The organism is Brevibacillus brevis NBRC 100599, assembly GCF_000010165.1.
GTDB lineage: Bacteria > Bacillota > Bacilli > Brevibacillales > Brevibacillaceae > Brevibacillus > Brevibacillus brevis_D.
Genome location: NC_012491.1, coordinates 3,525,763 through 3,546,215, shown reverse-complemented (window position 1 = coordinate 3,546,215; position 20,453 = coordinate 3,525,763). Strand labels below are relative to the sequence as shown.

The following is a 20,453-nucleotide window of genomic DNA, read 5'->3' as shown; positions in this document are numbered from 1 at the left end:
CAAGTCAATTTTGACAAATAAAGTGAGTGAGTGGTAGATTCTAGTTATACTAATTCTTTAATTTGGGTGGGATTATGAGAAGAAAATTACAAATATACATATCGTCTACTTACTACGATCTTATTGAGGAAAGACATACCGCTGTTGAAGCCGTACTCCAAGCCGGTCATATCCCAGCTGGAGTCGAGCAATTTTTCAAGGAAAGTCCAATGAAAATGAGGAAGAGATGGATCGACGAGTCCGATGTATATATCCTGATTCTCGGAGGATTCTATGGTTTAACACTTCCTGATGAATCCAAGAGCTATACGCATTGGGAATATGAGTATGCCGGAGAAGCGGGCAAACCTAGATTTGCTTTTGTTGTCACAGATGAAGCATTAAGATTAAAGCCTTACGACTTCGCAGCAATTGAATATTATCAGAAATTTCAAGAGTTTAAGCAATCGGTCATGGAACAAATTCCTATCTACTATGTTGAAGATGTACGGCACATTAAAATGGTACTTCGTGATCAATTGCCAGAGTATGCAGCAAGAGACGATTTGTATGGCTGGTTTTCCGGCAAGGATGTCCCGGACGTTCAAAAGCTGTTGGAAGAGAATGCAAGATTAAAGGCGGAGTTGGAGAAAAAGAAATGAAAGACCGCATGTACCCCCACCATCCCCTCAGAAAACTTAAACCCAACAAATGGACGTCCTTTAGCACATTATAAAAGCAGGTATCATTCTGAAAAAGGTGATTGCTGTGACTGGAATGGCTATTAAAAAAATATGTAAAAACTTCTCTATTTTTACTGTTGTACTGGTTGTTATATTGGGCTTTATTTCGCTTTACCGTGTTGGATACGTAGACTACAATGATAGTTTTATTGTATGGCTAACCTCATCACTTGCATATCTATGTGTATTAATTTTATTCGAATTAAGAAATAAAACAGGCAAGAATACCTCTGGTGATTAGTGGGGAACTTGCAACCGAAAAGACTTACGAGCTGTAATGGCAGCTACAATAGGAGCTGTCCATTCCGTCGGCACTCCACATTTCTCCAATCATTTAGAAATACGAAATGAAGACAAGAGCCCTCCAAAGTTGAAGGGCTCTAAGCAGCATATATCGGGCATTTTTACATGGATAGCCCACTCGCAATTCACAAGCGAAACCCCTTGTACCTGTAGGTGAGAGTGGTTTTTTATTTGGTGGGCAATTTTGTTTTTTTCAGGATTTTAACATTTTTGCCCGCTATTTTTTCTGAGTACATACTTTCCTTGTAGCTTTCAAACTTGTCCATGATATCTATCTCAATTTTCTTTGAGAAGTGGGCATACACATCAGCGCTTCATTTTTCTCGCGCTCTTCTTCTTCCGGATATACCAGCCGCGTTTATGAAAGGAGATGGACCTGTATTTCTGAGCCAGTCTGATGGTTCGTTTGCGAGTGAGTGATGCTGGTTTTGAAGATAAGCTTTTGTTAAGGGAACTTCTTACAACCAGATGACCGGGGTAGTGAGCTTTCACGAAGTTACCATAAGTTTCGAACTCGGAGAAGCCAGCATAACTCTGCTTGTTGGTCTTCTTGATAATCGCCCAGTACCATCTAGTCTTATGCCTAGCTTCAATTTTAGACTTCAGTCGGGAGAGCTTCGATTTGTCGAACAGCATATAGTGGGCAACGAAAGAGCGCGAAGCGGTTGGTTTGGCCCCCATTAATTTCCTATAGGTGCGAAAATACTCGGGACGACTCCAGTTACGGCAGTAAAAAACAGTTTTCCCATTGGCGAGAAAGACATGAGGTCGGATGAGAATGGTGTCGGCGTCAATCACAAGATAATACCTTTGCTTGGTCAAGTTTCCTCCTGCCAGCTTCAACAATTGTTGGAGCAGCCAGCCTGAGCGATTGGTGCGTTTGGTCTGGTAGTGAATGTCTTTTTTTGTAATTGGAAGGACGCGTCTTTCATTGATGAAGGTGCAGTTTTTACGACGGCAGAGGGCTTGAATTCGTTTGCTTGGTGGCGATACAACCATGATCTTACCGACAGGATGCTTCACTTGCTTACGGATGCTGTCAATGACATAGGGAAGAGTGCCGAGGTCTTTCTCAATAGCGGGGATCAGGACATCAATTTTAATAGAGCTGTTGAAGGTGCTTTTCGCTGAATGTGTCAACTTCTCAACTCCTTTTCGCTAGGCAGTTTCAAGCATAGGTGCCTGAGCAGGTTGGCCAAAGTGTCCGACTTTCCAGATAGGATATGATTTTCTCCCTTAGGGTGAATAAGACAGATATGGAAATCCTACAAATTGTGTATTTGTCTGCCTTCTTGAGTCATTGAGAAACTCTCCTCACTCACTTTTGTTTTGTCGAAATCGTTGACCTTCAACAATGGCAATTCGATCCGACTCCGATAATACTGACTGGGTAAATGCGTTACTTTGAAGGTAGACCGGTATAGATGGAGCTGGCAGAAAAACAGGAGGGCTGTGATTGCCGCAACGAAATCCGAAGAAATTGACAAAAGGCGTTTAGAGGAGGATAGATTGAAAGCCGATAGGAATGGTCTTTGACCATGAAAGTCCTATACAAATTCATATCGGGGATGGATTCATTCACAATTTAACAATCGGTGTAAAAAGTAAAATAGCCGTTCGATTTGAACAGCATCGTTTTCAACAGATCTTGCTTCGGCGTAAGTGTTATCCTCAAGGTTGTATTGCATCACTCGATAGTATGTAACAAAACGGTAATTGAATAAAGCCCCCAATTGGAGGCTTACTCAAATTATCTGGGATTAATATGGTGTACAATGGTGTTCAAGGGGTTTTTTGCCACCACCACCCCAACTGCCGCCACCGCCGCCACTGCTACTACAATTCGGTTTACTGTATGCAAAAGCAGCCGTAGAGACTGACATTACCATAACGACTGCTAGGGCAAAAGCAAAAAGCTTTTTCATAAGGATCACCCCCTTTACAGAAAATTCTAGTAATAATAGCGTAACTCAATTTCAAATTTTTGTAAAATATTGATCTATCAACCATTTTGATTCGTGCCTATTAGGAAGCACAGGGCTATTGAATGACAGATTGAACATAACGAAACTAAAATGCAATTTTGACGGTCTAAGGCGCGTCAAAAAGACGTCCAAATTAGGACGTCTCTCTGTATATATCTATATACCGTATACATGTTGATCACAAAGTTTGACTGGGCGTTTCCGCTAGATTAAACATAACTTTGTCCTCATTAGCAGTCCCGTCTGCTATGATGTTGAAAAGTCTCCACTCGACCGCCAGTGTTGGCCTTGTAATGGCACTTTTGATGATGTGGCACTTGAAACAAGTTGCATGTTAGTCATTCTTATAATCTAAGGTGATTTTTGACTGGCTTCGTAGAATTTATTTTTACATCACAAGGTTGTTAAAAAGCCAATGGTTGTGAAGGGCAATAACGAGTATATCGTAATGCCGAAGAACTGAAATGCATGGGTTAATTTCTTCTGGGAGAATTACAGTTTCACCCAAACAAAGCGCCTTCCCATTTTGATCCACGGATTCAAATGAAAACATCATTGGTACCGTTAGAGCTGAACGAGAAAGACGCCCTAAAATAGTTACGGGAATATTCCTAACTGTCATTAAGGTACATACGCCATTAATTATCTGGGGCGGAATTTCAAGTATATCACCAAATTACCTGCAAAGTGGATCGATGGCCATCGAAAATATCTCCTCCAAAAGTATTTAATTTAGTGTACATTTGCGGAGATGAAAACGCTCTGGGCATTAGCCTACTTTGCAAAAAGGGCCATTGCAGAAATTTAATCCCGTAGTTAGTTTTTGAGGGGGTGTAGGGTCAAGGTAGCTTTTACGCAATGGGATATATTGGGGAATATCACAGACGAACAACACGAGCATATTAAAAAGCACGCTATGGATACCCTTCTAGCAAGGAGGCCTTCAGTAGAAAGCCTCCATAAAATAAGAAAGGGTATTTATGGAGTGATGACTGACACAGTTCCACGAACTTTCCCGGCTCCATTGTTCTTAACTCTAATATAATATTGGCCTATTGGTAACACTTTAGTACTTTGAAAACTAAATGAACCTGTCCCAGGAAACAGAAAATGTCCAAAGTTTGGGTTATAATCAGTTCCGTCTTGTCTATATATCGCGTACTCTACTAACGGATTATCAACATTTATTCCACTTTGAGTCACCTTAACAGTAAGAACAGTAGGAGAATTAATATAAATATCTGCAGAGTCAGAATATCCTCTAGTTCCTTGCTCAAAGCTTAATACTTTTGTTTCAGTCGCAGCAGGTGCTGCTTCTTTGGTCGAAGACTGCTGGAAGCCGGCAGCAAATGTTTCTGATGGTAGAAAAACGGAAGCAGAAAGTAGTGTAACTAAAGCAACTTTACCAAACCATTTCAATTCTATCATCTCCTAATTTTTAGATTCTACTAAATGTTACAAATAAACCCAATTACTTACAATATTTTTCGGTGCGAAATACCTTGTCACACAAGAAATTGACTGAAGCATTCCACTTTTTAAGTGATTTAACACAATATTTCGGGAGTCTAACAGCATAGGCTTCTATATCCTGAATTTCAAGGTAATCACTCTCCTTGAGGAAAAAGTAACTACTTCAGTAGGAATTTTAAGCTGCTTGGAGAATATGATTTATCAATTAGTTGAATAGGGGGACGTTAATGTGGGCTTATTAGATGGTCTAATGGGTAATGCTTCGGAAGTTAACATTGCAGAGGTTCAACAGGAGTATGCTCAAATCTTAGCGAACAATGAAAGAATAGAAAAGGCGTACAAATTAATTCGCGATATGTTCATCTTCACCAACAAGCGGTTAATATTAGTTGATAAGCAAGGTATTACTGGCAGAAAGATAGAGTACCATTCCATTCCTTATAAAAGTATTCATCATTTTAGCATTGAAACAGCCGGAAATTTTGACTTGGATGCGGAATTGAAAATTTGGGTTTCAGGAAGTGCAGTACCGATCCAAAAACAATTTAACAAGAACTTGAATATTTACCAGATACAGAGCGTATTGGCCGAGTACATTTTGGGTTAATTTCGCTTGATTAGACGTCCTCATTCAAATGGAATGCCCCTGGAATGAATCGATTTCATAGAAGCATTATCAGCGGGCATTCTCTTGGGGATAAGGCGTACGACTTAGTCTGAGCTATTTTTTTGGCAAGAGAAGGTATGCATACTAATATATACTTGTAGTAAATATAGAGCTGATATCCTACTATATTAAAGACTACTTTTTTATTCACGTATTACTTCTTGTAACCCCCAATTTGCTTAAAGCAGTTGGGGGCTTTTTTTATCGAAGTGACCTACGAAGCTGCTCGAACAGGTAGATAAAGTTATCTGACGTCCTTTACATTTCGAACCTAAAGTCTCTCTATAAAAAAATTTGTACATCATAAAAACCAATCTCAATTCTTTTGTACCATACATGACAAGCAAAATTGGATCTGTACATAAGTATCATGCTGTACAAAATAGTCTGTGTAAGCAGCTATTTTTGTACAGTTTTTTTAAAGTTCCTCCTTAACTCCCCATAAGAAAAAGAGCAAGGAAGACCTTGACTTGGAGCTTACTCCAAGGAGTAAGGTTATAACGCAAGAGAAAGTTGAGCAAGTAAGGAGGCATTCATGAACGAAGAACGGACGTATTCGATTTCCGAAGTTGCAGAGCAGACAGGGCTTTCTACGGATACCCTTCGTTATTACGAGAAAATCGGACTACTTGCTTCGCCGACGAGAGGCGGCGGACAAAAACGAATGTACGACGAGGGAGATATCGGTCGTATCCGTTTTTTGAACCATCTCAGAAGAACAGACATGCCACTGAAGAAAATCAAAGAGTACGTAGAGCACTACTCACTAAAAGACGATGCGCACTGTTATGCGTTGTTGGACGCGCACCGGGAGGCGATCGAGCAACGCATATCCGAATTGAGCGCAACCGCTGAAATCATTCGATACAAGCTCAAGTATTTTCAAGAGATCAAGGATGGGCATCAAATGGAGGAAAAAGATTATGACGATTGAAGCAAACCAACGGATACCGCAACAACCGCTGCACACCGGTTACGGACCACGTACAACTGCCGAAGATATCATGCAAGGAGTAGATTTGGCCGGTAAGGTTGCCATTGTGACTGGCGGATATTCTGGTATTGGCTTGGAGGTATCGAGGGTACTCGCGAAGGCAGGCGCACAAGTAATCGTTCCTGCCCGTTCGCTGGACAAAGCCAAAGTTGTAATGGAGGCCGTTCCTGAAGCGGAACTAGGCGAGCTTGATCTTGCCGATCCGGACTCAATCGATGCCTTCGCCCACCAATTTGAGGAATCGGACCGCCCCTTCATATGAACTCACCGGAGTTAGTTTTACCATGTGAGCTATTCGACATTGAGACACTGTAAGAAGCTGTGCTTCGTTCACTAGTATTTGTTGCATCTATTCTTTTCTGTATAGTCCAGCGTCTTCAAAAACTTGAGGCACCTTCCTGTTCGATAGGAGGTGCCTCGTCGTGTTATTTGGTATACTCCATCACTTCAATCGATTGAATCTTACTGATGCAACATAATCTTTTCTAGAAGTAGAAGGCCCCTTGTTAAAGTCCTTATCGAATATATATGTTTCTTTGCCACGCCCATCTGCACGGCTATTGTACCAGTCGATGAAATCTTGGACTTCGGATGAAGGTAATTCAAATTCCTTCTCGAGACCACTGATCATTTTAATTACAAGAAGTTTATCTAAGATGATCCATTCCGATAGATTCTGGTCATAGCCTTCAAAAGTCCAATCTTTGGGCCATTCTTTTATCACATCATCTCTATAACTTCGGGCAGTAATCGTGTATTTTTCTATTTGCTTTGGCTCAGTGAAAAGATAGCGGCTGTCTCAGTATGTTCGGAGGCATACGCTACAATTCCAATTCCTAAGCCAAAACGCTCCGCTTCATCGCTAACTTCTGGTAAAAATGTTCGAAAAGAAAGGGCGCTCAAAAGCACCCAATGATGCTTAATTCGATTTACCAATGGAACCTGGAGAAGGTCCAAAAACTGGGGCTAATCTTGACGGGTGCACCTTGGGGCTAAGGCCAAAAAATTCGCAGAAGTTCATAATTAGTGGGCTCCACTTCTCAGGATCGATGTAGTTCTCCTCGCCAGTCATTAGGATTTGTTCATCAATATGAACGCGTATTATCTTCACTTCAATAGCTTTTAAAGAGCTGGGCAGTTCAAAATTATGGACCTGCTCTACGATTGCCTCTAATTGAACTGGACACTCGGCAACGCGTGGTGGACGAATCAGGTCCGAATCTTTGGGGGTGAGCCTAGCCGTTTTGAATTTATCTGGTTCAAATCGGTATCCCACATTAGCCTTACGTTCCGGGACAGGATTTCGCCCAGTTAGGAGAGCTAGACGGTCTACCGCATGAGCAAGATCAGACGAAGGAAGATTTAAAACACATTCACGCTCACGCAATAAATTGGCAACGGTTTGAGATGAACTACTCATTCCAAGCATGCATGATTGATTCAGCCACCATGCAGAAGACATAGGTGCCAAGTTGACAGAATCGTCTTCATTTAATGTGCTGATGAGTACAACTGGCGTCCCAAAGTAAAGAATTTTTGGCTCAACTACCTTATGCATAATCGCGCTCCCTCCACTAAGAAAAGAAAGGTTATCATACTCGTCTCAGATAAGAGACCTAGTTCAAATTATAATCAGTATTCGTTTCGTTATTTTGCTGTTTCATTTCGATTGAACTTTACTCGAAATTACTTAAGAAAAGGGGAATAGGGTAATCCAGGGTTGCGTGATCAAGAACAGTTGAATCGAGCACGACGGCAACTATGAACCAAAGTAGTATTGCTACGATGACATTAAAAAGCAAGAGGATGCGGAGAAATTCCCAATCTGTAACATGCTTTTTATGCATCAACTTGGCCTTAGGTTGGAAGGGGCTGTCCTAAAAGTCGAGAGACAATGGGACAAGCTCTTTTTTATATATACACAAAAAATATAAAAATCATTGACATAAGAGTTCAAATATGTGATTATCTACTCTGTCACTTATAATGATAATCATTATCAAATGATATTTCACACTAAACACCACGTGACGAGGAGAAATGAGCACATGAAAAAAGGAACACAAATCGTACTGGCCTGCTTGGTCGCAGTAGTTACTGCCGTGTCGGCGGGTTGTGGAACCAGCCAAACGGCTGCTGAAGCGCCGAAGAAGCCTGAGACACGCGTAGTCAAGCACCTGATGGGGGAAGTGACGATCCCAGCGGAACCAAAGCGAATTGCTGACGTATCAGGAGCAGCGGAGGAGCTTCTCATTTTGGGACACAAGCCGGTTGCTACGGCCAATACATACAAGACAAAAATCATGTCCCACGTGGCGGATAAGCTGACAGATGTAAAACCAGTTGGCTGGATGTGGGATGACTCTATCAATTTAGAAGCTGTGGTAGAAACAAAGCCAGACCTAATTATTATGAATAACCGCCAGCAAAAGATGTACGAGCAGCTGTCCAAAATCGCGCCGACTGTCGTTCTGGAGACAGACATGGACAAATGGCGTGATAAGTTTAAAGAAATTGGTCGCCTGTTTGGACAAGAAGAGGACGTGAACAAATGGCTGGCTGGGTATGACGAGAAGACGAAAGAAATGCGCGAGCAACTCAAGCAAGCGTACGGCGACGAGACCTTTATGTTCCTGGCCGTAACGCCAAAATTGTTCCGTGTGTACGGGAACTATGGCTATGCAGATATCTTGTTCACTGACCTCGGCCTAAAGCCGGCAGCTGGAACACCTACAGATAAAACAATGGAAATGATCGAGCTAGAAGGACTGACGAATTTTCAGGCAGACCATATGTTCCTCGTCAATTTCGGAGGGAAAGCGGATGATGTTTACGCAGAACTGAAGAATAGCCCAGTATGGAAAAGCAACAAGGCAGTTCAACAAGGCCATCTCTATGAGATTACCAATGAAACATTCAATACCAAAGCCTTTGGCCCAATTGGAAAGGAAATGCTCCTAGAGGAGATTGGTAACATGTTGCTGAAAAAGCAATAACCATGCAATTGACACAAAAGATAGGGCGATGATGCGGATCACTATGACGGTTTTTTGAAATTCATGTTGGTTTCCTCTTTATTCATACAAGGGGTAAACAACGTCAACGCTTGTAACACTCTTCAGTGGAAGGCTTATATGGAAGAGTGATGCAAAACGTTATAAAGCCCGTCTTCACTATCAAGACGGGCTAAAATCTATTCAAGCTTTACTGAATCGTATAAGTAGCTACGATTACATTTTGATCCTGATAAGAATACGGCGCTTGAAATTGTACGTAGCGATCCCCGTCCTCATCAGCCTTAATAATGATACCTGTCGTACCGCTCCAAATCTGTTTATTTTGAGCATTATAAACGGTGTAATTAGCAAAGCTACCATTTGCACGGATACGGAGCTCCTGCCCTTTCTTGAGATAAATCGCTTCTTTTGGACTTAACTGCCCAGGAGTAAGGTAGTAATATTTGGTGAATGATTGTGCTTGTTTTTGTTGCTCAACGGAGACTGTGTTTGGTTCACTTTGTACGTGAGCACTGGTAGAAGCGGAAGCATATGCAGGTGCGCCAGAGAGGAGTAAAGCGAACAGTGAAATAGAGAGAAGCTGTTTTTTCATACCTAGAACACTCCTTTTGATCAATTCTGACCAAATTCTAAATCCATAAACCAAAGGTAATTATACTAAATTTCAATAAAATGGCAAATATTTACACATTGTAACTTAACCTTTCATTTGATGCAATGACAGATGCAAAGCAAGTCGCAAGTGAAAGGCGTAAAATATATAATACTCTGGAAGTATGTAGTCGCAAGTCGTTAGACTCCTGACATGAAGACGTTAAGCCGCTCGGAAAAGAACCGGGCGGCTCTTTTTGGTGAAATGGTAGGTTTTGTCGTCTGACAGGGTGTCCTCAGCTATCCTCTCCATAATACTAATCCTCTTTCTACGAAAGCGTACCGTGGGAGGATTGGACAAAGAAGGGCTCAAAGCTCAATGATTTCGAAGAGGGAGGAAGAGGGCAGCTTAGCCGCCCATAACATTGGACAGGTATATTAGCACTCATCACAACTGCAAGCAACAATTGTTAATAAAACGAAAAGAACCAAGACCAAAGCAAAATTGTCGTCAAAGAATCCCATCGATATCACCCCTTTGAAAAGTATGAGGAAGAACCTCAAACTCAAGCTATGCAAATTGCGGAGCTATGTAAGGGCGATATCACAGTAGGCGAAAAATTTGGGCATATAACAAACAGTTACCTGTCATGTCCAACCGCTCAAAAATGTCAAATCAGCCGGGGATATACGACAAAAAAAGGCTATCCCCTAGCCCTATTTATGGCATTTGGGACAGCCTTGTTGGTACGATTTTGTCGAGGGTAAGTATTGGCGTTAAACGCTATAGGTTGGCCATCCGCAATACCCGTCAACTTCACAAGGTATACGTTGTTCTTTTGCGCTGCTAACACTAGGAAATGAAAGCGATAGAAATAGTGCAGCAGCAATACCAAACAGAGCAATTTTTTTCATAAATCTTCCCCCTATACAAGTTTCATTTTTCAAAAAGTATACGACCGGGCACAACATATATTTCGAAAATAAATCGAGTAGCTGGTGAGCTAGAAAAGTTGACGCAAAAAGACCATCCCTCTGCCACGCACATAGCTGTTGGGACGGTCTTTAATTACTATCTAACATTAATTGGCACACAGACAATGTTTACCTGCTGGTATGCACCCCCGAGGGCATGGAATGATGGAGTTAGCACCCATTTTTTGAAGTAGTTTCTTCAACATTGTTATTCACCTCCTTAAATGGGATAATATAACTTTCATTTCAATGATAGCACACACAAACTCAATTTAATATATAGAATATGGAAAATTCGGAAAAATGTAATCTACCGTAAAGTAAATTATCAGCATTCCAGTCATTCTGGCCCATCATCATCAATCGCGAAGTTCATGGCAAGCCTGTATGGGAGTTTTGCACGTCATTTGAAACCCACCACAAACTGACGTATAATCAGGTATTATTGATGAGTCACTAAAAGGGAGACGATCTAGAAATGGCGTCGGTCAATCGTAAAACGGAAATCATTTCTGCTGCCATTGAAGTCTTTGCTGAAATCGGATATTTCCGGGCAACGACAGCGCAAGTGGCAGAGCGTGCAAAGATTTCTCAGCCATATATTTTCAAGTTTTTTGCATCGAAGGAAGCTTTGTTACTGGCAGCATTAGAGGCATCGTGGGAGCGGATCATCGACTCTTTCCGTCTCGTTGTGGAGTCCGCATCCAAAGAGCAATTGGAAACAGATTTAATTAAGGCATATGAAAAGATTTTGGCTTCGCATCAAAATGAAATACTGCTTCAAATGCAAGCCCAGACGATTCAAGAGCCTTTGATTCGTGAGGCAATGCGCGAAGCATTTCGGGGGGTTCGTCAGATCGTCCTAACAGCTTTTCGTGAAGCGGGCATCGCGAATCCGGAAGAGAGAACGCTTATTTTCTTGGCAAGAGGAATGCTGTGTAATATTTCAGTGGCTTTGGACATGCCAGAATTGATGGAGGAATAACGGAGGGAAAATTGAGATAATTAGTTATTGACTAATCACTAACTAAAGCGTTATTCTTCAAATGAGTTAGTAATTGATCAATCACAAATAAAACAAGTGGAGATGATTCGAATGAATAAAGCGATTGTAGTCGGGGCAACAGGCGGAACGGGAGCGGCAATTTTGACAGAGCTGATCAATCGAGGGATTGAAACGATTGCTTTTGGGCGTTCTCTACAAAAGCTAGAGCAAATGGCGTCAGAATTGGGGAATCCAACACATTTGTCATTAGCAGTCGGGGATGCATTCCGGTCTCCAGACATCGTAGCAGCATCGGAAGGAGCGGATGTACTATTTCATTGTGCAAACGTTCCTTATCACGAGATGGTGAATAAGCTGATCCCACTTGGCGAAGCGATCATGGAAGCCGCCAACAAGAGAGGAATGAAAGTAGTTGCGGTAGACGGCATCTATCCATACGGAAGAAAGCAGATGGAACCAGTGACGGAGGAGCATCCAAAGCAACCGCATACGAAGAAAGGAAAAATCAGGTTGGCATTTGAACAAATGCTGTTTAGCAATCGCTGGGATCATAATCGAACGATGATTGTCAGACTACCGGATTATTACGGACCTACTGCTAACCAAGCATCGTATCTGGGGGCCACACTGGAAGCAATTGCGGCTGGAAAACCTGGGATTTTTATTGGGAATATGCATGTTCCTCGCGAGTTTGTTTATTTGCCTGATGCAGCGAAGATGATTGTAGAGTTGGCCTGCCGCGAGTTTGCTTATGGACAAAATTGGCACATTCCAGGTGGAGGCATCATTTCCGGTCGAGACATTGTGCGAATTGCTCAAAAAGCAAGTGGCACCGTGAAGCCTGTCATTCCTCTTGGGAAAATGGGTTTGTCTTTGCTGGGGATGTTCGTCCCGGTGATGAAGGAGGTTGTCGAGATGCTGTACTTAACCGAAAAACCGTTGATTCTTAGTGGAGAAAAATATAAACGGCTTATTGGGCCGATTCCTGCGACGAATTTCGAGGAGGGTATAACGGCAACGATCCAACATTTGCAGAATCGTACTTCTATGAAATAAATAATAGCAATCAGTTATTGATTAATCACTTACAATGACACGTCGGAATTTCTTTAAATATTCCTTTACAGGAATATTCCCTTTGGTGTATATTTTACCTAACAAAACGATCACAATAACGCTGAAGGGGATGAGATGAGCGTAGAATCCATCATGTAACGAGGTGAGTGACATGTCAGGGATGAATCCGGGCATGGACATGGCGACGCTGAGTGCTTTGGCTGAACCAAATCGTATGAAAATCGTCGAACTTTTGCGCGACGGTCCTCTGACAGTAGGGGAAATCGCTGACCAACTGGGGCTTCGCCAGCCCCAAGCCTCGAAGCATTTGAAGGTGCTTAGTGACAATGGGATCGTGGATGTGAAGGCCGAAGCCAACCGCCGATTTTACAAACTCAGGCCCGAGCCCTTCCGAGCGTTGGATTCATGGGTGAGGTCATTCCAGCGTGTTATGGAAGAAAGATTTGATAACCTGGAAGACTATTTGCGGGAACTGCAAAACAAGGAAAAAGCTTGAGATTCATTCAAAAGAATGAGGAGGAATTACTATGTCAAGAAACGCAATGGTTTCAAGGGTAGAGAACGAGCGAGTGCTGGTACTGGAGCGTGTATTCGACGCGCCTAGAGATCTCGTGTTCAAGATGTTTAAGGAGTCTGAGCATCTCAAGCGCTGGTGGGGACCGAAAGGCTGGGAACTCCCAGTTTGTCATGTTGATTTCCGCCCAGGTGGTGTTTGGCACTACTGCATGAAGTGCGTGGATAAGAATCAAGGTGATTTTTACGGCATGGAATCTTGGGGCAAAGGTGTTTATAAGGAAATAGTTGAGCCCGAGAAAATCATCTATACCGATTACTTTTCAGATGCAGAAGGCAACACAAACGATGCGATGCCTTCGACAGAGGTTATGATGGAATTCATCGATTTGGGTGGCAAGACGAAGCTGGTCAGCCGATCTGAATATGTATCTGCGGAAGCTCTCAAAACTGTCATGGACATGGGGATGCTAGAGGGGATCACCCAAACGTGGGATCGTTTGGAAGAGAGTCTGAACGAGATCAAGTAAGCGAAATAGGAAAGGCCGCCTGGTATGAAGACCCGGCGGCTTTTTCTTTTTAGTAGCAGATTTATTTCACCATTAGCGCAATAAAATCGTTCAGCTTATCCAGCGAAATGATATTTTGATTGCATGACACGCTGTCTTGGCAAATGTAGTTTCCTTTTTTCAAATACGTTCCATCCCCGGAACCTTTGGCTTCAAGGATGAACATGCCGATCTCCTCAAAGCGATTACAGAGCGCACAAACGCCTTTTTTGTTTACATTTGTAAACTGTCCGTGTATGCCAATCAGTTTTCCTTCGTGGTAAGCAACAATAAATTTCTTTTCCGTCGCAGTGTCTAGCCAGCTCAGATAAGAGATTTCTGAAAAATCGATCTCAGCTAAATTCGATACCTTTAGCTTCTTTACTTTTGGAAAGAGCTTCTTAATGGAAGACTCTGTGATAGCAGGGAATGGAATTACAAACGGTGAAAGCTGATTCAAAAACTGCTTTCCTTCTGCCTTTTCTTTTATCGAGTCAATCGGATGCAAAATCTCTTTTTGTTCTTCCGTCATGTTTGGGAACAATTGAAAGACTTCTTCATGAGCGATTTCTTTTCGAGCACGAATCACGTTGACATCTGTACTGGTCGCATAGGCGTTCATGATTGCTTGAACGCGTGATTTAATGAAGTGATATTGATGCGTATGGATAAAAGGTTCCATGTTGCGGTTCCTCCTGTTTCTGTCTTGTAAGGTGGGTTCTTCTTTAACTTTAGCGTGTTTGCAGGTGAGGAGAAAGGGAAAGGACATTTCCAAAAAAAACTCGCCATAAAAAAGCACTGACAACCTAATGAAAAGGTCTTCAGTGCTTTATAAACGTCTATTTGGTATACACGATTTTTTTAATCGTCTCTGTAGACAAAAAGTATTCCTCCGCTAACTGAGAAATAGCCGTCCCGGCCCGAAAACTGCTTTTAATAGCTGTATTCCGCTCATCCAGGAGTTTTCTTCCGCCAGTGCGCGTCCCCCATTTTTGATGGGTTACTTTTGTCTTCGGAATATAAATGGTTTCTCCTTGCACGTACTTTTGAATTTCCGCGAGTAACGATTCAGGAAGGATTAAATTTGCTTTCACACATTTCATTTCTGCTCGCTCCTTATTTATAGATAGGCAAATAAGGGGCAAAGCCAAGAAATAGGAAATGAGATACGCAAATGAAGGCGATGATTCGTTTAAACGGAAGACCACCTCATGCAAAGTATCGCCTCACTATTTCTAGGCTTTGCATGAGCCGCTGCGGTATGTGGCAAATTGAGAGCATTCGCCATTGGTACACCCCCCTCGAGGTCCATTTTGAAAACGGTGTCCCCCTTTTTTAAAAAGGGGGTATTTGAATTATATAAGAAAATGGCTTTTTTGTATAACGATACTTACAAAAATGTGAGTGGATTTTGAATGTTCATTTACAACCTTTTGAAAGTCAAATATAGTAATGGTATCGAATGTGAAAAGAGGTTTTGATTGAGTATGATGAAACTGATAATCGCTAAGTAAAATTCGAATGAATTTTATATGGGAAAAGGTTAAATGAAGGGCGTGCCCTTGGTTTCTTTTTTATTCCTTTTTTCAAAAGCGATTAGAAGGCATTATATCTCATTCAAACAAATTTCACGTTTGTGCATGATATCTATTCAGTTCGGGATAGGTATCTTCATCACAACGATAAATTTGACCATGAGAAGAGAATTCTTCTTGTGGTCTTTTTTATTTGGAAAGAAGGGATTGCGAAAAAGGAATGGATGATGACAAACCGCACAAAAAATAGAACGGGAGGTTTTTATATGCGTGAATATCGATTGATTAGTGACTACAAGCATATCGAAACATACAAGGAAAGCTTTAATGACCTCGCCAAGCAGATCTTTCAGCTCGATTTTAGAGAATGGGATAACAAGGGCTTTTGGAATGACAACTATGTCTGCTATTCCTATTTGGATGGGGATCAGGTTATTGCGAACGCTTCTGCCAGTAAGATGATCGTGACATCCAATGGAAAAGACTACAAGGCACTTCAGATCGGAACGGTCATGACGCATCCTGCCTATCGCAACCAGGGGCTGGCAGCGAAATTGATGAACCATATTCTTGAAATATGCGAGAAGGAATACGATTTTATCTATTTGTATGCCAATGATACCGTGCTCGATTTTTATCCGAAGTTTGGATTTGAGAGAGTACCTGAAAGTAGTTTTCGTTTATTGGCAACCGATTTGAAAAAGCACGTGGAACAAAAATCGGTCTTGCGTAAGCTGGATGTTGATAATGAGGCTGATTTTGATATTATGAAGGAATTTGCTGCGAAAAGAATCCCCGTTTCAACGAGACTAGGCATCAAAGATAGCGAGCATCTGTTGATGTTTTACTTTTTGCTTGTTTTTCGGGATGCGATCTATTATCTCGAAGAGGCGGATGTGATTGTCTTATTTGAACGAGAAGATGGACAACTGCATGTATTTGATGTTGTAAGTAAAAAACCAGTTGATATAGAAATGGTCATTTCTCATTTGATAACCGCTGAGACAACGATCATTCATTTTCACTTTATGCCGGATAGTGAGAATGAAAAGATCCAATCTGCATGGATGACAACAACCGATGATGTCTTATTTGTTCGCCCCTCGTTAAAAATGGAGACAGAACATTTTCGTTTTCCGCTTACTTCCCACGCATAAAAGGTTTGAAAAGACACAGTAGGTGAAACAGTAAAATAGCTTCGTGCCATCGGGGGTTGCCGAAAAATGATCAAATGTGATTATTACAATATATGAGTTATGTGCTACCAGTTTATAAAGACTGGTAGTTTTTTAATCCCCCTTCTGAAGGGTGGATGTACGAATCCACCCAGATGGTCACATCAAGTCGACGATCGGGAAGGATGATCAACAGATTGAGGCCAGATCGTCGTACAGCACACAAGAATGGCGGGGCGATTCATTGTGATACACAACAAAATGACCTATCCCAGCAGTTCTTTGGCTCCGTTCATGACTAAGGGCAAAGACTGTTTAACAAATGATTCCGCACTTATTAGACGCCCTTCATTGTTCCAAACGTAAGCAGCCCCATACATCCCCCAACTTAACATGACAGAAGCTGTATTTATTAAGAATTGCTGGTTTGGAGTCGATAGCATCTTGTCTTTATCTATAAAGGAAAGAAGTATCGTTTGAATTTTTTCCTTTATTCGAATTTCGAATACAGGTACAAGCGATGTATTTCTTCTTTTGCACATAGTGCTTAGACCCATGTGAAATTCGCACACCCCGAGAAAGATACTCTGAATTGTTTCTTCATTCAATCCTTCGTGACCGCTTATTCTATGATTCATGATTGTCATAAATGATTCCATTAGTCTGGCCTCAAGAATTTCGAATTTATCTACAAAGTGCGCATAAAAAGTCGCTCTGTTAACAGTAGCTCGCTCTGCAATATCCCTAACGGTTATCGATTCAAAGTCTTTTTCTTGAATTAATGAAGCAAAAGCGTCTTGAAGGAGTCGCCGTGTACGTATCACACGAGGATCAGCTTCATTCTTTCTAATGGTCATGGTTAAGATCTCCCCAGTAAAACGACATTATAGAAATGGTGTTGTCTATACAACGGTTTATGGTTATTGCTGATTGCGTACCATTCGGTTGCTATTATAGCATACAAATACAACAAGTGTTGTTCAAGCAACTGATGTTGTATTGACACAAAATGCTGAATGCCGTTTTTTCAAAAGGAGGAGGGAACCATGTCGGTTTGTAACTATGATCCCGAGATCAAGATTTTGAGGGAGGAATAGACCGAAACATTACGGCAAGCTCCGCGCTGGCTCTTTTAGCTACTACCATGCAGCCGTGGCGTTTTTTCGTTATCGACAAAAAGATAGTTATATAAAACACATCAGGAGTGTGAATGATGAAGAGCACTTGGAAAGTTTACGTTCTAGCCTTGATCAGCTTTTTAGTTGGAACATCCAATTACATCGTTTCTGGAATATTAGACCGAATTGCAGAAACATTGGGAACAAACGTTGCGGCAGCAGGTCAGCTCATTACGGTTTATTCCCTGGCCTATGCGGTCGGCACTCCTATTTTGATGGCGCTGACGGCCAAAATGGACCGGCTTAAGCTCCTACTTTATTCGCTGGGCCTCTTTATTGCCGCAAACCTGCTGACATTTATAATGTCTGACTTTGGTTTCTTCATTACCGCGAGAATCATTACGGCGTTAGGCGCCGGGGTGGTCACAGTTAACGCGCTAAGTATCGCCGCCAAAATTGCTCCGCCAGGTAAGCAGGCCAGCGCCATCGCGAACGTCACCATGGGCATTACCGCATCGCTCATCATCGGCGTCCCGCTGGGCAGAATGATAGCCTCTGCTTTTGGCTGGAAAGCGGTATTTCTGGCCATTGCGATTGTCGCGGGCTTGGCCATGCTTGTCATTGCTGGAGTTATACCACGTATGCAGGGCGACAAGCCTATCCCTCTGATCAAACAATTTGCTTTGTTAAAAAAACGTCAGGTTTTGGTTGCTTTAGCGATTACTTTTTTCTGGTTGGGAGGATATTCCCTCGTCTATACTTACTTATCCCCTTTTCTGCTAGAGGTAACTCATTTACATGAATCATTGATTAGCGCAGCTCTGTTCGTGTTCGGCGTTGCCAGTTTGATTGGCTCGAAAGTCGGCGGCTACAGTGCGGATAAACATGGCATCAAATACACGCTCGTTTCTGGGATGGTGCTTCACGTCATTTCGTTGATTTTGCTATCTTTAGTCGGACAGTCGGTCATTGCCGTATTCGCCATTTTGATCCTCTGGTCTTTTGCCGCATGGTCATCTGCTCCCGCGCAGCAATTTAACCTAGTTTCGCTTGTTCCTGAATCCACGGGCGTCATGCTGAGCTTGAACAGTTCCATGATGCAGCTTGCCATGGCTGTCGGCGCAGGAATTGGCGGGCTGATCGTTAACCGTGTTTCTTTAGCATCCATTACCTGGTTCGGCGTACTCGGCGTACTCATCGCCATCATTGCTGTGTTTGTATTATCCAGAATGGCATCACGGCATTCGGTGGTTCAATCAGTGGAGTAAGGTGATCTTTCAGTTCTTCACAAAAAAGCAGACCGCAAATGAACGGCCCCCAATTGTTGGACGCAACAATGCGGTGTGGTTGTTAAGGTAACGAAAAGTACATATCCATGTGAATAAATGAGCGTAAACTATCGGGGGAACGATGCTACAATAAACAAACGAGACGCGGCTACCGGCATGATTCGGTAGCCACGTTATACTCTAGGGGGAGTTTCCATGCTACTTCGAAGATTTCATGAGACGGATATTGACCAGATCATCACTTTATTTTATGAGACCGTACATACCATAAATAAGCAAGACTACACGCAAGAACAAGTAAATGCTTGGGCTTCCCTAGCGGATTTGAAGCAGAGGAAAGAGGTCTGGTTGAAAGCTCTGACGAGTAATATTTCCTATGTTGCTGAAATGAATGGTTATATCGTGGGCTTTTCTGACATGAGTGTACAAGGTTACCTGGATAGATTATTTGTTCATAAAGAGCATCAGGGGCAAGGAATTGCTTCAGCATTGGTAGACACACTTGAATCTGAAGCCAAAAAATTAGGTCTAACCGAAATAGAAACCGATTCGAGTATTACCGCTAGACCCTTTTTTGAAAGAAAAGGGTACATCGTAGTAAAATCGCAAATCGTTGAACGCAATAGCACTAAGCTGATGAATTTTAGAATGAAGAAAAGTTTACGCTAACGAGAGACGAAAGCTGAATACAAAAAACAAAAAGTCGGTAATCCTGAGAACAGGAAGCTGGTTACGTCGGCCAGCTGAGTGCCCTGATTACTCTTTAAATGAAACCATAGTAACATTCTGATCTTTTTCGTTCACCGTTAAAACAACCTCACTTGCATAGCGTGAGAGAAATAGGAGAAAGGGGGATTCTAGCAGGTAGTCACTGAGCACCCAGTTCGTGGGGGATATGGAGACCTCGTCACACGTTTTGAATGGTCTATTCATAAAGTCCCAGAGCCTTTTGTGATCCGGTTGGGGAAGGTAGGTAGTCTGCTTGATAAAGGAATCCCTGTCTATTTGGAACAGCTTTATGCTTAGGAGATTACTACGTTCACATTCTCCCTGTAGATAAAAATCGCTTACCAGAGGATTAATCTTACTTGTATGTATGACCGATTCGATAAAAGAACGCTTTATATTCGGCTTTAAATCCTCCAGCCTAATTTCCTCCATCTTTCCATTTGTGCATATTCCCCGTACTTTCGTAAACAGGCTTGTGAAATTGACGGAAGCATACGCTTCTATCTCGGGATCGTTGTGGGCCGGAATCCGATAAGCAGTATGTTCATGAACAACAAAAGGGGCGATGGCCCATTGCAGGACGATATCATGGATAAAATCTGGGGGCTCCTGAAGCCCACTTGACTCGAATCTCTTAAATGAGAAGTCGACGTTTGTTTCTACCCGATTCTCTCCAGTGAGGAGCGGTAGCTCTATCAGCCAATCCATATAGTATGTCCTCCTTAATGATCGGTTG

The 20,453-nt window shown here is 42.2% G+C and carries 24 protein-coding genes; 12 read left to right on the top strand and 12 right to left on the bottom strand.

The window, feature by feature from the left end:
- Positions 1-74: 74 nt before the first annotated feature.
- The gene (locus BBR47_RS16775; RefSeq protein ID WP_015891619.1) at positions 75-641 is read left to right on the top strand and encodes a DUF4062 domain-containing protein; all 567 of its coding nucleotides are present in this window, start codon (positions 75-77) and stop codon (positions 639-641) included.
- Between the two features lie 690 nt (positions 642-1,331).
- Here BBR47_RS16775 and BBR47_RS16770 read toward each other — a convergent pair.
- From BBR47_RS16770 to BBR47_RS16760, 4 genes are all read right to left on the bottom strand, one after another.
- Positions 1,332-2,165: a DUF6492 family protein gene (locus tag BBR47_RS16770; RefSeq protein WP_015891617.1), complete on the bottom strand. Its 834-nt coding sequence runs from the start codon at positions 2,163-2,165 to the stop codon at positions 1,332-1,334.
- A 620-nt stretch (positions 2,166-2,785) separates the two neighbouring features.
- A complete protein-coding gene (locus BBR47_RS30935) occupies positions 2,786-2,950 on the bottom strand; it encodes a hypothetical protein (protein WP_016743420.1) in 165 nt (54 codons plus the stop codon).
- A gap of 448 nt (positions 2,951-3,398) precedes the next feature.
- Positions 3,399-3,668: a DUF1259 domain-containing protein gene (locus BBR47_RS30395; protein ID WP_269446219.1), complete on the bottom strand. Its 270-nt coding sequence runs from the start codon at positions 3,666-3,668 to the stop codon at positions 3,399-3,401.
- A gap of 320 nt (positions 3,669-3,988) precedes the next feature.
- Positions 3,989-4,429: a hypothetical protein gene (locus BBR47_RS16760; RefSeq protein WP_041749477.1), complete on the bottom strand. Its 441-nt coding sequence runs from the start codon at positions 4,427-4,429 to the stop codon at positions 3,989-3,991.
- A gap of 283 nt (positions 4,430-4,712) precedes the next feature.
- Here BBR47_RS16760 and BBR47_RS16755 point away from each other — a divergent pair, with 283 nt between their 5' ends.
- The 3 genes from BBR47_RS16755 to BBR47_RS16745 all read left to right on the top strand — a co-directional run bounded on the left by BBR47_RS16755 (position 4,713) and on the right by BBR47_RS16745 (position 6,406).
- A complete protein-coding gene (locus BBR47_RS16755; protein WP_015891615.1) occupies positions 4,713-5,090 on the top strand; it encodes a PH domain-containing protein in 378 nt (125 codons plus the stop codon).
- Positions 5,091-5,685: 595 nt separating this feature from the next.
- Positions 5,686-6,084 carry a MerR family transcriptional regulator gene (locus BBR47_RS16750; protein ID WP_015891614.1) on the top strand — a complete coding sequence of 133 codons (399 nt, stop codon included), beginning with the start codon at positions 5,686-5,688 and terminating at the stop codon, positions 6,082-6,084.
- Positions 6,074-6,406 (top strand): SDR family NAD(P)-dependent oxidoreductase, encoded by a 333-nt coding sequence (locus tag BBR47_RS16745; RefSeq protein WP_015891613.1) that lies wholly within the window; start codon positions 6,074-6,076, stop codon positions 6,404-6,406. The genes BBR47_RS16750 and BBR47_RS16745 overlap by 11 nt, the downstream gene beginning before the upstream one ends.
- A 657-nt stretch (positions 6,407-7,063) precedes the next feature.
- On the opposite strand, the gene BBR47_RS16735 is transcribed toward BBR47_RS16745, so the two are convergent.
- Positions 7,064-7,702 carry a flavin reductase family protein gene (locus BBR47_RS16735; RefSeq protein ID WP_015891612.1) on the bottom strand — a complete coding sequence of 213 codons (639 nt, stop codon included), beginning with the start codon at positions 7,700-7,702 and terminating at the stop codon, positions 7,064-7,066.
- Between the two features lie 490 nt (positions 7,703-8,192).
- Here BBR47_RS16735 and BBR47_RS16730 point away from each other — a divergent pair, with 490 nt between their 5' ends.
- A complete protein-coding gene (locus BBR47_RS16730; RefSeq protein WP_015891611.1) occupies positions 8,193-9,140 on the top strand; it encodes an ABC transporter substrate-binding protein in 948 nt (315 codons plus the stop codon).
- Positions 9,141-9,348: 208 nt separating this feature from the next.
- On the opposite strand, the gene BBR47_RS16725 is transcribed toward BBR47_RS16730, so the two are convergent.
- From BBR47_RS16725 to BBR47_RS30930, 3 genes are all read right to left on the bottom strand, one after another.
- Positions 9,349-9,753 (bottom strand): hypothetical protein, encoded by a 405-nt coding sequence (locus tag BBR47_RS16725; protein WP_015891610.1) that lies wholly within the window; start codon positions 9,751-9,753, stop codon positions 9,349-9,351.
- A gap of 437 nt (positions 9,754-10,190) precedes the next feature.
- Positions 10,191-10,277: a YjcZ family sporulation protein gene (locus tag BBR47_RS30390; RefSeq protein WP_016743434.1), complete on the bottom strand. Its 87-nt coding sequence runs from the start codon at positions 10,275-10,277 to the stop codon at positions 10,191-10,193.
- 252 nt (positions 10,278-10,529) lie between these two features.
- The gene (locus BBR47_RS30930) at positions 10,530-10,667 is read right to left on the bottom strand and encodes a hypothetical protein (protein ID WP_155801098.1); all 138 of its coding nucleotides are present in this window, start codon (positions 10,665-10,667) and stop codon (positions 10,530-10,532) included.
- A gap of 538 nt (positions 10,668-11,205) precedes the next feature.
- Here BBR47_RS30930 and BBR47_RS16720 point away from each other — a divergent pair.
- From BBR47_RS16720 to BBR47_RS16705, 4 genes are all read left to right on the top strand, one after another.
- The gene (locus tag BBR47_RS16720) at positions 11,206-11,712 is read left to right on the top strand and encodes a TetR/AcrR family transcriptional regulator (RefSeq protein WP_015891608.1); all 507 of its coding nucleotides are present in this window, start codon (positions 11,206-11,208) and stop codon (positions 11,710-11,712) included.
- Positions 11,713-11,823: 111 nt separating this feature from the next.
- Positions 11,824-12,789: an SDR family NAD(P)-dependent oxidoreductase gene (locus BBR47_RS16715; protein ID WP_173362203.1), complete on the top strand. Its 966-nt coding sequence runs from the start codon at positions 11,824-11,826 to the stop codon at positions 12,787-12,789.
- 172 nt (positions 12,790-12,961) lie between these two features.
- A complete protein-coding gene (locus BBR47_RS16710) occupies positions 12,962-13,306 on the top strand; it encodes an ArsR/SmtB family transcription factor (protein WP_015891606.1) in 345 nt (114 codons plus the stop codon).
- A 31-nt stretch (positions 13,307-13,337) separates the two neighbouring features.
- Positions 13,338-13,853: an SRPBCC domain-containing protein gene (locus tag BBR47_RS16705; RefSeq protein WP_015891605.1), complete on the top strand. Its 516-nt coding sequence runs from the start codon at positions 13,338-13,340 to the stop codon at positions 13,851-13,853.
- 61 nt (positions 13,854-13,914) lie between these two features.
- Here the strand turns inward: BBR47_RS16705 and BBR47_RS16700 are convergent, their stop codons facing one another.
- Positions 13,915-14,553 carry a FusB/FusC family EF-G-binding protein gene (locus tag BBR47_RS16700; protein WP_015891604.1) on the bottom strand — a complete coding sequence of 213 codons (639 nt, stop codon included), beginning with the start codon at positions 14,551-14,553 and terminating at the stop codon, positions 13,915-13,917.
- A gap of 157 nt (positions 14,554-14,710) precedes the next feature.
- Positions 14,711-14,974, bottom strand: coding sequence for a CD3324 family protein (locus BBR47_RS16695; protein WP_007718970.1), 264 nt, complete (start codon positions 14,972-14,974; stop codon positions 14,711-14,713).
- 698 nt (positions 14,975-15,672) lie between these two features.
- Between BBR47_RS16695 and BBR47_RS16690 the strand changes: the two genes are divergently transcribed.
- On the top strand, positions 15,673-16,563 hold the full coding sequence (locus tag BBR47_RS16690; RefSeq protein ID WP_015891603.1) for a GNAT family N-acetyltransferase: 891 nt from the start codon (positions 15,673-15,675) through the stop codon (positions 16,561-16,563).
- A 284-nt stretch (positions 16,564-16,847) separates the two neighbouring features.
- On the opposite strand, the gene BBR47_RS16685 is transcribed toward BBR47_RS16690, so the two are convergent.
- Positions 16,848-17,438, bottom strand: a complete 591-nt coding sequence (locus BBR47_RS16685; RefSeq protein ID WP_015891602.1) for a TetR/AcrR family transcriptional regulator — start codon at positions 17,436-17,438, stop codon at positions 16,848-16,850.
- A gap of 356 nt (positions 17,439-17,794) precedes the next feature.
- Here BBR47_RS16685 and BBR47_RS16680 point away from each other — a divergent pair, with 356 nt between their 5' ends.
- Together BBR47_RS16680 and BBR47_RS16675 are read left to right on the top strand one after the other, a co-directional pair.
- Positions 17,795-18,967, top strand: a complete 1,173-nt coding sequence (locus tag BBR47_RS16680) for an MFS transporter (RefSeq protein ID WP_015891601.1) — start codon at positions 17,795-17,797, stop codon at positions 18,965-18,967.
- A 216-nt stretch (positions 18,968-19,183) separates the two neighbouring features.
- The gene (locus tag BBR47_RS16675; RefSeq protein ID WP_015891600.1) at positions 19,184-19,657 is read left to right on the top strand and encodes a GNAT family N-acetyltransferase; all 474 of its coding nucleotides are present in this window, start codon (positions 19,184-19,186) and stop codon (positions 19,655-19,657) included.
- 87 nt (positions 19,658-19,744) lie between these two features.
- On the opposite strand, the gene BBR47_RS16670 is transcribed toward BBR47_RS16675, so the two are convergent.
- Positions 19,745-20,425, bottom strand: a complete 681-nt coding sequence (locus BBR47_RS16670) for a hypothetical protein (protein ID WP_015891599.1) — start codon at positions 20,423-20,425, stop codon at positions 19,745-19,747.
- Between the last annotated feature and the right edge of the window lie 28 nt (positions 20,426-20,453).